Origin of the sequence: Nocardia lijiangensis NBRC 108240 (genome assembly GCF_001613045.1) — a bacterium.
Classification (GTDB): Bacteria; Actinomycetota; Actinomycetes; order Mycobacteriales; family Mycobacteriaceae; genus Nocardia; species Nocardia lijiangensis.
Map to the genome: position 1 here is coordinate 58,762 of NZ_BDBP01000048.1, position 13,775 is coordinate 72,536.

Annotated in this window: 11 protein-coding genes; 7 read left to right on the forward strand and 4 right to left on the reverse strand. The window is 68.1% G+C overall.

What is annotated here, in order from left to right; genetic code table 11:
• The first annotated feature begins 43 nt into the window (after nt 1–43).
• On the forward strand, nt 44–457 hold the full coding sequence (locus tag NL1_RS19040) for a hypothetical protein (protein WP_067841179.1): 414 nt from the start codon (nt 44–46) through the stop codon (nt 455–457).
• 36 nt (nt 458–493) lie between these two features.
• Here NL1_RS19040 and NL1_RS19045 read toward each other — a convergent pair whose 3' ends face one another.
• Nucleotides 494–1,300, reverse strand: coding sequence for an SOS response-associated peptidase (locus NL1_RS19045; RefSeq protein WP_067841181.1), 807 nt, complete (start codon nt 1,298–1,300; stop codon nt 494–496).
• A 168-nt stretch (nt 1,301–1,468) separates the two neighbouring features.
• On the opposite strand from NL1_RS19045, the gene NL1_RS19050 reads away from it, so the two are divergent.
• From NL1_RS19050 to NL1_RS19070, 5 genes are all read left to right on the forward strand, one after another.
• Nucleotides 1,469–2,977 carry an aldehyde dehydrogenase family protein gene (locus NL1_RS19050; RefSeq protein WP_067841182.1) on the forward strand — a complete coding sequence of 503 codons (1,509 nt, stop codon included), beginning with the start codon at nt 1,469–1,471 and terminating at the stop codon, nt 2,975–2,977.
• 107 nt (nt 2,978–3,084) lie between these two features.
• On the forward strand, nt 3,085–4,380 hold the full coding sequence (gene aroA / locus NL1_RS19055) for a 3-phosphoshikimate 1-carboxyvinyltransferase (RefSeq protein WP_067841208.1): 1,296 nt from the start codon (nt 3,085–3,087) through the stop codon (nt 4,378–4,380).
• A 116-nt stretch (nt 4,381–4,496) separates the two neighbouring features.
• Nucleotides 4,497–5,378: a ribosome small subunit-dependent GTPase A gene (gene rsgA / locus NL1_RS19060; RefSeq protein ID WP_218024449.1), complete on the forward strand. Its 882-nt coding sequence runs from the start codon at nt 4,497–4,499 to the stop codon at nt 5,376–5,378.
• A gap of 39 nt (nt 5,379–5,417) precedes the next feature.
• A complete protein-coding gene (locus NL1_RS19065) occupies nt 5,418–6,488 on the forward strand; it encodes an alpha/beta fold hydrolase (RefSeq protein WP_245673388.1) in 1,071 nt (356 codons plus the stop codon).
• 199 nt (nt 6,489–6,687) lie between these two features.
• Nucleotides 6,688–7,443, forward strand: a complete 756-nt coding sequence (locus NL1_RS19070; RefSeq protein WP_067841211.1) for an aminoglycoside adenylyltransferase family protein — start codon at nt 6,688–6,690, stop codon at nt 7,441–7,443.
• Nucleotide 7,444: 1 nt separating this feature from the next.
• Here the strand turns inward: NL1_RS19070 and NL1_RS19075 are convergent, their stop codons facing one another.
• The 3 genes from NL1_RS19075 to secA form a co-directional block, all read right to left on the reverse strand.
• On the reverse strand, nt 7,445–7,822 hold the full coding sequence (locus NL1_RS19075; protein ID WP_067841213.1) for a nuclear transport factor 2 family protein: 378 nt from the start codon (nt 7,820–7,822) through the stop codon (nt 7,445–7,447).
• Nucleotides 7,823–7,891: 69 nt separating this feature from the next.
• A complete protein-coding gene (locus NL1_RS19080; RefSeq protein ID WP_218024450.1) occupies nt 7,892–9,469 on the reverse strand; it encodes an ATP-binding protein in 1,578 nt (525 codons plus the stop codon).
• A gap of 196 nt (nt 9,470–9,665) precedes the next feature.
• Nucleotides 9,666–12,515 carry a preprotein translocase subunit SecA gene (gene secA, locus NL1_RS19085; protein ID WP_067841187.1) on the reverse strand — a complete coding sequence of 950 codons (2,850 nt, stop codon included), beginning with the start codon at nt 12,513–12,515 and terminating at the stop codon, nt 9,666–9,668.
• A gap of 668 nt (nt 12,516–13,183) precedes the next feature.
• Here secA and NL1_RS19090 point away from each other — a divergent pair.
• A partial coding sequence (locus NL1_RS19090; protein ID WP_281180838.1) for a wax ester/triacylglycerol synthase domain-containing protein occupies nt 13,184–13,775 on the forward strand: 592 nt, incomplete at its 3' end.

Below are 13,775 nucleotides of genomic sequence, written 5' to 3' on the forward strand. Positions count from 1 at the left end.
CCGAACAAGGTCCGATTCATCCGACCCGAGGATGTGATGCGAAATGTCCCAGCACTCTTGTCTGCGCACCGCGATCGTGGCCCTCGCCGGAGCCGCCCTGCTGACAGTCGGCTCCGCCGCGTTGCAGGCGCCCGAGGCCGCTGCCGTGCCGGGCGGCCCGTCCGCGACTCAGGTCGAGGGCCCCTTCTCCGGGCTGTCCGATAACGAGTCCGACGACAATCCCTTCGCCGGGCTTTCCGGTGAGGGTTCCGACGACAATCCCTTCGCCGGGCTTTCCGGTGAGAGTTCCGACGACAAGTCCGACAAGAAGTCCGACCTGGACGAGGAGCTGAGCGAGCAGGCGGACAAGGCCGAGAAGAACGGCGGTGGCGTCACCACCGCGATCATCGATCTGGTGGCCAACGTCATCAAGTGCGGGCTCAACATCGCCATCGAGGCAGTGAAATGCAAGCTGTGAGCTGAGCCCGCCGGGAACAACCCGAAGGCCGGGCGATCACAAGAGGCTGATCTGCCCGGCTTTCTCCCCGCCGCCTGCACCTGGCGCCTCGGCGAGCAGTTCGGGACCGTTGTTCTTCACACTGTTCACCAGCGGAGACACCGGCCGAGCGACGATGCCCGACACCGCGTCCGCGCTCGGCGTCTCCAGCAACTCCGCGGGCGCCGGATGGTCCGGGTCCAGCCAGGCGTCCCAGTGCTCGCGCGGCATCGGCAGCGGCATCCGGTCGTGGATGCGGGTGAGGTCGCCGACCGCGTCGGTGGTCAGGATGGTGCAGGACAGCAGCGGCTCGCTGTCGCGCACCGAGCGGTCCCGCCACACCGACCACAGCCCGGCCATGTACAGCAGGGAGCCGTCCGCGTTGGCCATGAAGTACGGGTGTTTGACGGCCTTGCCCTTCGCGCCGCCGATCGGGTCCGGTTCGGTCAGCCACTCGTACCAGCCGTCCATCGGCACCAGGCAGCGCCGGTATTTCACGGCGTCGCGGAACGAGGCGGTGGTCGTCGCCTTGTCCGCGCGGGCGTTGAACAGCGGTTTGCCCTTGACCGGGACGCCCGGTTCGGCCGCCTTCGTCCAGACCGGGATCAATCCCCAGCGCATCCGCCGGATGCGCAGCGTCGGATCGTCGTCGGGATGGTCGTGCTCGTGGCGCTCGACCACGGTCAGCACCCGGTTCGTCGGAGCCACGTTGTAGTTCTCGAAACCGCCACCGCGCGAATCGTTTTCGCTGCCGGTCTCATCGATGGCGTCCAGCTCGACCGCGAGCCTGCCTGGGTTCGTCGTCGTCGCGTATCGTCCGCACATATCTCCGATACTCCCACCATGCACCGACAAGCCAGAGGACAATCGATACCGAGTGGTGACCTGGTGAGAGTTTTGACCTAGCATTCTCTCAACGGATGGGATGGCCATCACACCTGTCCGCTCCGGCACGCGCACCGACCGGCCACCGCAGAGGCAAGAGGAGACCACGTGACAACCACCGAGACCACACCCGCCACACCCGACACACTGCTGAAGTCTGTCGATCCGGCCACGGGCGAGGTCATCGCCACCTACCCCATCGCCGACGAGGACGCGGTGCGCGCGGCCGTCGCCAAGGCCCGTACCGCCGCCACCACCTGGGGCGCGCTGAGCTTCGACGAGCGCCGCACGCATCTGCTGCGCTGGTCGAGCCGCCTCGTCGCCGACTCCGAGGAATTCACCGCGCTCATCCACAAGGAGAACGGCAAGCCGCTCGACGACGCGTTCCTGGAGCTGATGCTCGCGCTCGAGCACATTTCCTGGGCGGCCAAGAACGCCAAAAAGCTGCTCTCGCCGAAGAAGATCTCGGCCGGCATGCTGATGTCGAATTTCGCCGCCCGCCTGGAGCAGCGCCCGCTTGGCGTCATCGGCGTGATCGGACCGTGGAACTACCCCGTCTACACCCCGAACGGCTCCATCGCCTACGCCCTCGCCGCGGGCAACACCGTGGTGTTCAAGCCGAGCGAATTCTCCACGGGCATCGGCAATTTCCTCGCCGACGCGTTCAAGAAGGCCAACCCCGAACTGCCCGAGGGCGTCTTCGAGACCATCAACGGCTACGGCGCGACCGGCGCGGCGCTGGTGAAGTCCGGCGTCGACAAGATCGCCTTCACCGGCTCCACCGCGACCGGCAAGCGGATCATGGCCGCCGCCGCCGACACCCTCACCCCGGTGCTGCTGGAATGCGGCGGCAAGGACGCGGTGATCGTGGCAGGCGACGCCGACATCAAGGCCGCAGCCGACGCGGTCGCCTGGGGCGCCACCGCCAACAGCGGCCAGACCTGCGCGGGCGTGGAGCGGGTGTACGTGGACCGCTCGGTGCGCGAGGAGTTTGTCGCCGAGGTCAAGCGGATCCTCTCCGACATCAAGCCGGGCTCCGACGACAAGGCCTCCTACGGCCCGATGACGATGCCCAGCCAGATCGACATCGTGCGCCGCCACATCGAGGACGCGCTGAAGAAGGGCGGCACCGCGGTGCTCGGCGGCCCCGAGTCGATCAAGGGTCCGTTCATCGAGCCGGTCGTGCTCGTCGACGTGGACGAAGACTCCGAGGCGGTGGCCGAGGAGACCTTCGGTCCGACCGTCACCATCCGCACCGTCGACGGCGTGGACGAGGCCGTGGACCTGGCCAACAAGTCCAAGTACGGCCTGTCCTCGGCGGTGTACTCGAAGAAGAACGGCCTCGACATCGCCCGGCGGCTGCGCGTCGGCGCCACCTCGGTGAACTCGGTGCTGGCCTTCGCCGCCATTCCCGGACTGCCGTTCGGCGGGGTCGGCGACTCCGGCATCGGCCGCATCCACGGCGAACCGGGTCTGCGCGAGTTCGTGCGGCCGCATTCGATCGCGGTGCAGCGCTTCACGGTTCCCGGCATGGCGCTGCTCAGCTACACCCGCACCGACTCCACCATGAAGCTGCTGCGCAAGCTGGTTCCGTTCCTGCACGGACGCCACAAGTAATCGATGCTCGGTATGCGCGAACCCGCCGCCGCGGACGGCAGGTTCGCGCATACCCACACGCACCGATTCGGCCGCAGTTCACGACCGCCGGTGTGTCCGGCGACCCGATGGGCCAAGATGGACTGGTGACTTTCTGGCCAGCGCCCCACGTCGATGTCCCGGTACACGCGACCGTCACCCTGCCCGGATCCAAATCGATCACCAATCGCGCTTTGATCCTCGCCGCCCTCGCCGACGGACCCGCCACGATCACGGGAGCGCTGCGCAGCCGCGACACCGATCTCATGATCGCCGCGCTGCGCGCGCTGGGCACGGGCATCGCCGGTGACGCCGACACGCTGCACGTCACACCGGGGAAGCTCGGCGCGGGCGCGGTCGACTGCGGTCTGGCGGGCACCGTGATGCGGTTCCTGCCGCCGGTGGCGACGCTGGCCACCGGCGAGGTCGCCTTCGACGGTGACGCCCAGGCTCGGGTGCGTCCGCTGCGCACCATCCTGGACGCGCTGCGCGGGCTCGGCGCCGGTATCGACGGCGACGCACTGCCGTTCACCGTGCACGGCACGGGCGCGCTGCGCGGCGGCACGGTGACCATCGATGCCTCCGGGTCCTCGCAGTTCGTCTCCGGACTGCTGCTCTCGGCCGCGCGCTTCGACGAGGGCCTGACCGTGCACCACGACGGCAAAGCGCTGCCGTCCATGCCGCACATCGAGATGACCGTGGAGATGCTGCGTCGCGCCGACGTCAAGGTGCAGGCGCCCGCCGACAGCCGCAAGGCGCAGACCTGGGTCGTCGAGCCCGGCCCGATCCGCGCCGTCGACTGGGACGTCGAACCGGACCTGTCCAACGCCACGCCGTTCCTGGCGGCGGCCGCGGTCACCGGCGGCGAAGTGCGGATTCCGCACTGGCCGCGCCTGACCACCCAGCCCGGCGACGTGATCCGCGAGATCCTGGTGCGCATGGGCGCGGAGGCCCGTGTCTTCGACGGCGTGCTCACCGTGCGCGGGCCGGGACGACTGGCGGGTATCGACATCGACCTGCACGACGTCGGCGAGCTGACACCGACCGTGGCCGCGCTGGCCGCGCTGGCCGACTCCCCGTCCTGGCTGCGCGGCATCTCGCACCTGCGCGGACACGAGACCGACCGGCTGGCCGCGCTGTCCACCGAGATCAACCGCCTCGGCGGCAAGGTCACCGAGACCGAGGACGGGCTCGAGATCGTGCCCGCACCGCTGCACGGCGGCGCCTGGCACTCCTACGCCGACCACCGGATGGCCACCGCGGGCGCGATCCTCGGCCTGCGGGTGCCCGGCGTGGAGATCGAGGACATCGGCACCACCGCCAAGACGCTTCCGAATTTCGTCGCGCTGTGGGAGCGGATGCTGAACGACGGAGCTGCGCACTGAGCCGGCCACGACGCTCCGCCACGAGCTACGACGAATCCGATGTGCGGGTTCGTCCCGGCCGAAGTTCGCGTCCCCGCACCAAGACTCGCCCGCAGCACAACGACGCCGAGGCCGCAATGGTGGTTTCCGTCGACCGCGGCCGGTGGGGTTGCGTGCTCGATGGCGACTCCGATCGACGGATCGTCGCCATGCGGGCGCGCGAACTCGGCCGCACCCCGATCGTGGTCGGCGACCAGGTGGACGTCGTGGGCGATCTGTCCGGCAAACCCGACACCCTTGCCCGCATCGTGCGCGTCGGCGATCGCCGAACGGTGTTGCGCCGCACCGCCGACGACACCGACCCGTTCGAGCGAATCGTGGTCGGCAACGCCGAGAAGCTGTTCATCGTGGTGGCGCTGGCCGACCCGCCGCCGCGCACCGGTTTCGTAGAGCGATGCATGGTCGCCGCGTATGTCGGTGGGCTGCGGCCGGTTCTGTGTCTCACCAAGCACGATCTGGCCGCCGACTCCGAATTCGCCTCGGCCTTCGACGATCTCGACCTCACGATCGTCTACGGCGGTATCGACGATCCGCTCGATCCGGTCCTCGACTTGCTGACCGACCACCTCACCGCGTTCATCGGGCACTCCGGCGTCGGCAAGTCGACGCTGGTGAATCGCCTTGTGCCGGACGCCTATCGGGCGGTCGGCGAGGTCTCCGGTGTCGGCAAGGGCAAGCACACCTCCACCCAGTCCATCGCGCTGCCGCTGCCCGGCGGCGGCTGGGTGATCGACACTCCCGGCGTGCGCTCCTTCGGGCTCGCGCACATCACACCGGACGACGTCATCCTGGCCTTCAGCGATCTCGCCGAGGCGATCGAGCACTGCCCGCGCGGGTGCACCCACCTCGGGCCGCCCGCCGATCCCGAGTGCGCGCTGGATGCGCTGGCGGACAAGGAGCGACGGGTCGCCGCCATCCGCTTGTTGCTCGTCGCGTTGAACTCCAACGATCCCTGGTAGGACCTCGGCGGGACTCCGATTCCGGGGCACGCAGGCGAGGTGCTCGATGCGGAACCGGCCTCGGCCGACCATGATTTGGTGCCACGCCCAAGCGATCTCCGGGTCGCTGACATTTCTTCAAGACACATCTCGTTGTCGCCCAGCAGAGTGGTGGTCTCACGGATCGACCGAAGGAGAACCATGGATGAGACCACCGCCGCGCTGCCGGGTCGGCGGCGACGAATCGGGCTGATGATCGCCGCCGCGTCGGCCGCCCTGTTCGCCGGCAACGCGGCCGGTGTCGCCACCGCCACGCCGGACGTTTCCCACGAGCAAATGGTGCGCCTTCCCGAGGGAGACATCCATGTCGTCTCCAGCGGAGCACCCTCCGCCGATGCGGTGGTGCTGCTGCACGGGCTGGCCGGCTCGACCGCGTGGTGGGACCCGGTGATACCCGCCCTGCAGAATCGATACGTGGTGCGGGTCGACCTGCTCGGGCACGGCAAATCGGCCAAACCGGACAGTGGTTACAGCATGGCCGAGCAGGCGCGCCGAGTCGGGGACGTGCTCGACCGGCTCGGCGTGCGGCACGCGGTCGTCGCCGGACATTCCACCGGCGGGTATGTAGCGACCTCACTGGCCGAACAGCGACGCGACCTGGTGACGGCAATCGCGCTGATCGACACCGGTTCACGGCTGGATGCGTTCACCGACAACGGCCCGGCCGGCGACCTGTTGTTCAATCCGGCGATAGGGCAACCGCTGTGGCCCCTGCTCCCGGACGTCGTCATTCGGCACTCCCTGAGCAGCGCGTTCACCCGCGACGTACGAATTCCCGAGCAGATCGTTGCCGACGTCCGAGGCATGACGTACCGCAGTCTCACCGCGACATCGAACGCGTCGGATGCATTCCTGCGGGAACGGACCGAACCGGACCGGGTAGCCGACCTCGGCCTGCCGACCATGGTGGTCTTCGGCTCCCAGGATCGGCGCTGGCCGGCAGCGTCCTTCGAGGACTATCGCCGAGTCCCGCACGTTCGGATCGAATCCCTCGACTGCGGTCACACCCCCATGATCGAGGAGCCCGAGGCCACCGGGACCCTCCTCCGCGACTTCGCCGAGCAGTACTGACTCACGGCCAGAGGGAGACCTCAACCGCGCACGGCCGGAGCCGAGGCGATGCACGCGCGCCAGCACGACGATTCCGCGGACAGATCGCGCACAGGCGGGGCGATGGCGAAGGGACGCGCGATGAGCGCAGCCGGACACAGTCCACCAACAATTCGCGCATGACCGGAGCGAAGGCGGAGGTGCGCATAAGGTGGATCAGGTGACTCAGGAAGCCGTCGTCGCCGATCTTCTCCGTGCCGTGCTCGGGCCCCAGTTGCTCGGCGCCTATCGCCATGGTTCGGCCGCGCTCGGCGGGTTGCGGCCGCACAGTGATCTCGACATTCTGGTCGTCACCGACGGGAATCTGAACAGTGCGCAACGGCGCGCGCTGGTCGACGGACTACTCGCCGCATCCGGTGACCCGCGCGTTCCCGGCGCGCAGCGACCGGTGGAACTCAGTACGGTCGCGCACACCGATGTCCGGCCGTGGCGGTACCCGCCGACCCGCGACTTCCAGTACGGCGAATGGCTGCGCGACGACTACGAACGCGGCGCGCTGCCCACCTCCGTGCCGGATCCGGACCTCGCCGTATTGATCACGATGACCCTCCAGGCCGACTCGCCGCTGCTCGGCCCGCCGCCCGCCGAACTCCTCGACCCCGTCCCGCCCGAACACCTGCGCGGCGCACTACTCGACGGCATCACCGACCTGCTCACCGAACTCGACAGCGACACCCGCAACGTGCTGCTCCGCCTGGCCCGCGTCTGGATGACCTTGGAAACGGGCGAGATTCGCGCCAAATCCGAGGCAGCGAGCTGGGCCATCGACCGCCTCCCCGCCGAACACCGCCCCGCGCTCGCGCACGCCAGCGCCGTCTATCTCGGCGACGCCGAGGACGCGTGGGCCGACCGGCTACCGCAGGCACACGACACCGCCGCCGCCCTCGTCGGGGAAATACTCCAGCACAGCGCGTGAATCAGTGACCGTCGGGCTGCCCCGGCGCGAACGGCCACTCCTCGAAGTGGACGCAGCGGCCGGAGTCGTCGAAACGAACGATCCACAGATCGCGCCAGCGCGCGGGATCGTCGTGCGCGTACTCGACCTGGACTCGGACCACCGCGGTATCGCCGTCCACCGCGACGAGCTCCGAGGTCATGGTGAACGGCTCGTCCGGTCCGTCCCGGCCCGCTTCCCAGAACTCGGCCAGCGCCGCGCGGCCGACGATCGGGTCCGCCCACGGCGACACCACGTATTCGGCGTCGGCGGCGAACAATTCGGCGAGCGTGTCGGTGCCCGATGTGCGCCAGGCCCGTTCGTAACCCACCACCCATGCGCGAACCGTATCGCGATCCATTCCCGCACCGTACCCCGAGCGACGCGCGGTCACGGGGAACGTCGAACTTCGCCGCAATACTCGCGTTGCTCAGGCGCGCAGGACGGTGACTGTTCGACCGGCGGGTGTGGTCGCCTCGAAGAAGCCTGTGCGTTGGTCGATCGGGCCGGCTTGGGAGCGGCGGTCGAAGACGACGAGAACTCCGGTCGAGAGCACGAAACGGTCCAGGTAGCCGTCGAGTTGACCGAGGCCGCTGGTGAGCGGATCGGGTTCTCTGTCCCGCCACACCTTCAACTCCAGTGCTTCGAGCTGCCACGCCCGGTGGCCGTCGGCATCTGTATAGGGCTGGCGGACAAGCAGATCGATACGACCGCGACCCACCCCGTACTCGCGGTCGATGTAGCCGCCGCCGTTGACGATTCGGTGCAGGAACGCCATCATCACCAGCTGCGCGGCCGCTTCGTGGTAGCCCTGTTGGGCGGCGAGGACCTCGCCGTTCAGTTTCCAAAACGCGGCGAACTCGGTGAGCAGACGGGGGAAGTCGAGGCGCCCGTCCGGGAGCCGGAAGCTGCTCGGTTCGAGGAGAACGTTGTTCTCGATCGCTGAACCGAGCACCCGGAGGATGACCTCTTTGTAGATCGGGTTCGCGACGCGGACCGGCCGGTCGTCCGCGATGAGGCCGAGGTCCCGGACGTAGGAGACTGCGTCGTTGAAGGTGAGATCGGCATCCAGCAACGTGCCCGCGATCAGTGGTTCGATGACCATCCGCACGCGGTCCTCACCCAGCTTCGAGACCAGTGAATCCAGGTGGGTGGCGCGCGCGACGATCAACCGTTCCTTGGCCTCGTCGATGTGGTCGTCGGTGATCGTGGTTTGCACCCGCATCTTGTCGATCACCTCGGCGGCGAGAGCGTTGACGAGCCAAGGCTGGCCCTGTGTGTAGTAGTAAGCGAGATCCACTGCGCGGGGAGTGAATTCCTGCCCAGTCTCCTTGGTGTGCTGTGTGTACAGCTCGGCCACTTCGGCATGGGTGAAATTACCGATCTGCATCGACTCGACCTTGATGTTGAACGGACTGGCCGATCCGAGTCGCGACGGATCGCCGCCGGAGGCAACCTTGTAGTCCCGAACGTCGCGCAGCCCGCACAGTACGACCGCATGCACGAACTCGTCCCGTTCATCGGTAAAGCCGTCCCGCAGTTGCCTCAGCACGCTGCGCAGGCTCTCGCCCCGGATGGCGTCGATCTCGTCGAAGAACAAAACCAGCGGCCGAGGACAACGGGTGGTCCACGCGGTGAGTGCGACGGTGAGGCGGTTGCCCAGCTTGGCCTCTGGCCACGGGTCGGGGGGTAACAACTCGGGAGCGAATCCACGTGCCCTGGCCCGGTTACCTATCACATCCAGCAGGACTTGCTCTACGACATCGACGTCGTCACCGAAAGGTTCGGCGGACTCGCAGGAGAAGCGCAGCGCAAGGTACTCCCCCTCCTCGGTCAACTCCCGCGCCAGTTCCGCCAGACTGGTCGTCTTCCCCGACTGTCGCGGCGCGTGCAGGACGAAGTACTGGCCGCGGTCGATGAACCGGCGCGCGTCGGGCAGCCGCTCGGCGGCGGGAAGCATGTAATGCCGTTTCGGGTCACAAGGCCCCGTGGTGTTGAAGTACCGCACTGCCAGTCCTTCCCCTCCTGGCCGCGGGCGACACCTCGCTCGCGGCTTCGACCAGCACACCCTACTCGTGAGCCGCGGGCGAACACTGGCAAAGGGATGCCTCGCCGTGCGCGTGACCGAATCGAATAGGCAGGACAAGCAGGAAAAACGCCGAAGGCGCCCGGGAAACCCCGGGCGCCTTCGGCGTTCGAGTGGGTCAGTGCCGACGGCGGGTCTTCGGCGCGCGCTTGCCCTTGGTTTCGGCGCGGGCCGCTTCGCGGCGCTCGCGGCGGGTGCTGTGGGCGCCGCCTTCGGCGCCGTATTCCTCGGCGTCGCTGTGGACTTCGGCGCCGCCGCGCTCGTCCGGGCCCGAGTAGCTGAAGCCTCGGGTGCCGCGGTCGTCGATGCCCTTGGCGCGCAAGGCGGCCGGGACGCCGTTGGGAGCGGTGGGGGCGTCCTGCTCGGTGGGCAGCGGGGCCGGTGCGCCGGACATGGCGCCGACCGGGGAACGCAGGCCCGGGTCGACGGCGACGCCCGCGGGCTGCGGCTGCTGCACCTCGACCTGGAGGTTGAACAGGAAGCCGACCGACTCCTCCTTCAGGCCCTCGAGCATCGCGGAGAACATGTCGAAGCCCTCGCGCTGGTATTCGACCAGCGGATCCCGCTGCGCCATGGCGCGCAGGCCGATGCCCTCCTTGAGGTAGTCCATCTCGTAGAGGTGCTCACGCCACTTACGGTCCAGCACCGAAAGCAGCACCTGTCGTTCGAGATTGCGCATGGAGCCCTCGCCGGCCAGGCCGTCGATCTCCTGCTCGCGCTTCTCGTACGAGTCGTGCGAGTCGTCGAGCAGGGCGTCGAGCAGCTCCTCGCGGGTCAGGTCGCCCGCCTCGCCGACGCCGGTCTCGCCGGTCAGCTCCTTGTAGTCCGTGCCGACCGGGTAGAGGGTCTTCAGTGCGGTCCACAGCTTGTCCAGATCCCAGTCCTCCACGTAGCCCTCGGCGGTGGCGCCGTCCACGTAGGCGGTGACCACGTCGGTGATCATGTTCTGGACCTGGCCCTCCATGTCCTCACCGCGCAGGATCCGGTTGCGCTCGCCGTAGATGATGGTGCGTTGCTGGTTCATGACCTCGTCGTACTTGAGGACGTTCTTGCGGATCTCGAAGTTCTGCTGCTCGACCTGGGTCTGCGCGCTCTTGATCGCCTTGGAGACCATCTTGGCCTCGATCGGCACGTCGTCGGGCAGGTTGAGCCGGGTCATGATCGCCTCGAGCGCCGCGCCGTTGAAGCGCCGCATCAGCTCGTCGCCCAGCGACAGGTAGAAGCGCGACTCGCCGGGATCGCCCTGGCGGCCGGAGCGACCGCGCAGCTGGTTGTCGATACGCCGGGACTCGTGGCGCTCGGTGCCGAGCACGTACAGGCCGCCCGCCTCACGGACCGCATCGGCGTCGTCAGCGGTCTGCTGCTTGACCTGCTCCAAAGCCGGGTGCCAGGCGGCCTCGTATTCCGCCTGCGTCTCGACCGGGTCCAGGCCCTGCTTGCGCAGCAGGATGTCGGCGATGATGTCCGGGTTGCCGCCGAGCACGATGTCGGTACCGCGGCCCGCCATGTTGGTGGCGACCGTGACCGCGCCGGGCCGACCGGCCTCGGCGATGATCTCGGCTTCCTTCTCGTGGAACTTCGCGTTCAGCACGCTGTGCGGGATGCCGCGCTTGGTGAACTGCTTGGACAGGTACTCCGAGCGCTCGACGCTGGTGGTGCCGATCAGCACCGGCTGGCCCTTCTCGTGCCGCTCGGTGACGTCGTCGACCACGGCGGCGAACTTGGCCTCTTCGGTCTTGTAGATCAGGTCCGACTGGTCGGCGCGCACCATCGGCTTGTTCGTCGGGATGGGCACGACCCCGAGAGCGTAGATCTGGTGCAGCTCGGCCGCCTCGGTCTCGGCGGTACCGGTCATGCCGGAGAGCTTGTCGTAGAGGCGGAAGTAGTTCTGCAGCGTGATGGTGGCCAGCGTCTGGTTCTCGGGCTGGATCTCGACACGTTCCTTGGCCTCGATCGCCTGGTGCATGCCCTCGTTGTAGCGGCGGCCGACCAGGATGCGCCCGGTGAACTCGTCGACGATGATGACCTCGCCGTCGCGGACGATGTAGTCCTTGTCGCGCTGGTAGAGCTCCTTGGCCTTGATCGCGTTGTTCAGGTAGCTGACCAGCGGCGAGTTGGCGGCCTCGTACAGGTTGTCGATACCGAGCTGGTCCTCGACGAACTCCACGCCCGCCTCGTGCACGCCGATGGTGCGCTTCTTGATGTCGACCTCGTAGTGCAGGTCCTTCTTCAGCAGCGGCACGATGCGCGCGAACTCGGCGTACCACTTCGAGGAGGCGTCCGCCGGGCCCGAGATGATCAGCGGGGTACGGGCCTCGTCGATGAGGATGGAGTCGACCTCGTCGACCACCGCGAAGTTGTGCCCGCGCTGCACCAGGTCGTCCAGCGAGTGCGTCATGTTGTCGCGCAGGTAGTCGAAGCCGAACTCGTTGTTGGTGCCGTAGGTGATGTCGGCGTTGTAGGCGCTGCGGCGCTGGGCCGGGCTCATACCGCCGAGGATGACGCCGACCTCGAGGCCGAGGAAGCGGTGCACGCGGCCCATCCACTCGGCGTCGCGCTTGGCCAGGTAGTCGTTGACGGTGACGACGTGCACGCCCTCGCCGGACAGTGCGTTGAGGTAGGCGGGGAGCACACAGGTCAGGGTCTTGCCCTCACCGGTCTTCATCTCCGCGATGTTGCCGAGGTGCAGCGCGGCGCCGCCCATCACCTGGACCTTGTAGTGCTTCTGGTTGAGCACACGCCAGGACGCCTCGCGGGCCACCGCGAACGCTTCGAGCAGCAGGTCGTCGAGGCTCTCGCCGTCGGCGTAGCGCTCCTTGAACTCGTCGGTCTTCGCGCGCAGCTCGGCGTCGGTGAGCTGCTCGTGCTCCGCGTCGAGCGCCAGGACCTCGTCGGCGAGATGGGCGAGCCGCTTTACCGTGCGACCCTCACCAATCCGAAGCAACCTCGTCAGTGTCAGCGCAGGCACGGGTCTCGTCAGTCCTCTGGTCGGTGTGTCATATGTTCGGCCCCCACATCCTCCGCCGGGTACGGCGGAATCCGCAGCACGCCTCATGGTAATGCTGCATCCATGCTAGGCGTACGTCCGCGTTCGCTCCGGCCATGCGCGGGGACTGCGCCCGCTCGACGCCGGTGACCAGCGTCGTTCACATCACCCAGCGGCCGCGGGCGTCGCTTCTCACCGTACTCGCCTCGCGTCGCGCGCGATGCCCCCAGCGCGGCTGGGACCTGGGGTTCGGCGAACGGACACCGCATCGTCACCTCGGGCGCCTGCCGCAACCCCCGACGAATCATGCTGGAGCCGAACCGCTTCGAACGCCGGTGCCATACGATGGCAGGGATCCGGCGCGCCGACGGTGGCGTGCGACCGGACCGAACGTTCCCGCAACACTCCGGCACGCGGGACAGCAAGGGCAGTGCGGCTCGTGATCCCCTGATGCGGAGCGAGCGAAAGCGACGGTCGTCGACTGTGCAGTCCCACCCCTCGAGCGAATCGGACGGCAACCCTGCCGCGCGGGTTGCCACGGGTAAAGAAATGGACCGATTTCGCTGGATATGCCACAGGATCCACCACCTTTTCCTTGTCGCGAACGACAATGAGGCGGGGACACGGCATCGGAAGGAGCACCGGGCAGCGTGATCACGCGTTTGACGCCGCAGGACGCGGCGTTCTATCGGCTCGAGTCGAGCAGCAATCCGATCCATATCGGCTCGCTCGCGATCGTCCGCAACACCGACGACGGCCTTCTCGACGGCGAATCGACCCTCGACTACGACCGGCTGGTCGACCTGGTGGAGAGCAGGCTCTCGCTGGTCCCGCGCTACCGGCGCAAAGTGCGCGAGATCCCGTTCGCGCTGGGCAGGCCGGTGTGGGTGGAGGACAGCCGCTTCGACATCACCTATCACATCCGACGCTCCGCGCTGCCGAGCCCGGGCACCGACGAGCAGCTGCACGACCTGGTCGCGCGGCTGGCCTCGCGGCCGCTCGACCAGAGCAAGCCGCTGTGGGAGATGTACCTGATCGAGGGACTCACCGAGGGCCGCAGCGCCATCTTCACCAAGACCCATTCGGCGCTGGTGGACGGCGTGGGCGCGCTGGAGATCGGGCACGTCATCCTGGACGCGGGCCCGTCGCCGCGCGGCCTCGCCGACGACGCCTGGGTGGCGCCGCGCGAACCCAGCGACGTGGAGCTGCTGGTCGGCGCGCTCACCCATCTGGCGGCCCAGC

Excerpts from the sequence above, each read along its gene's own strand:
- NL1_RS19040 (WP_067841179.1), top strand. The coding sequence starts at position 44 with ATGTCCCAGCACTCTTGTCTGCGCACCGCGATCGTGGCCCTCGCCGGA.
- NL1_RS19045 (WP_067841181.1), bottom strand. The coding sequence starts at position 1,300 with ATGTGCGGACGATACGCGACGACGACGAACCCAGGCAGGCTCGCGGTC.
- aroA (WP_067841208.1), top strand. The coding sequence starts at position 3,085 with ATGGGCCAAGATGGACTGGTGACTTTCTGGCCAGCGCCCCACGTCGAT.
- rsgA (WP_218024449.1), top strand. The coding sequence starts at position 4,497 with ATGGTGGTTTCCGTCGACCGCGGCCGGTGGGGTTGCGTGCTCGATGGC.
- NL1_RS19075 (WP_067841213.1), bottom strand. The coding sequence starts at position 7,822 with ATGGATCGCGATACGGTTCGCGCATGGGTGGTGGGTTACGAACGGGCC.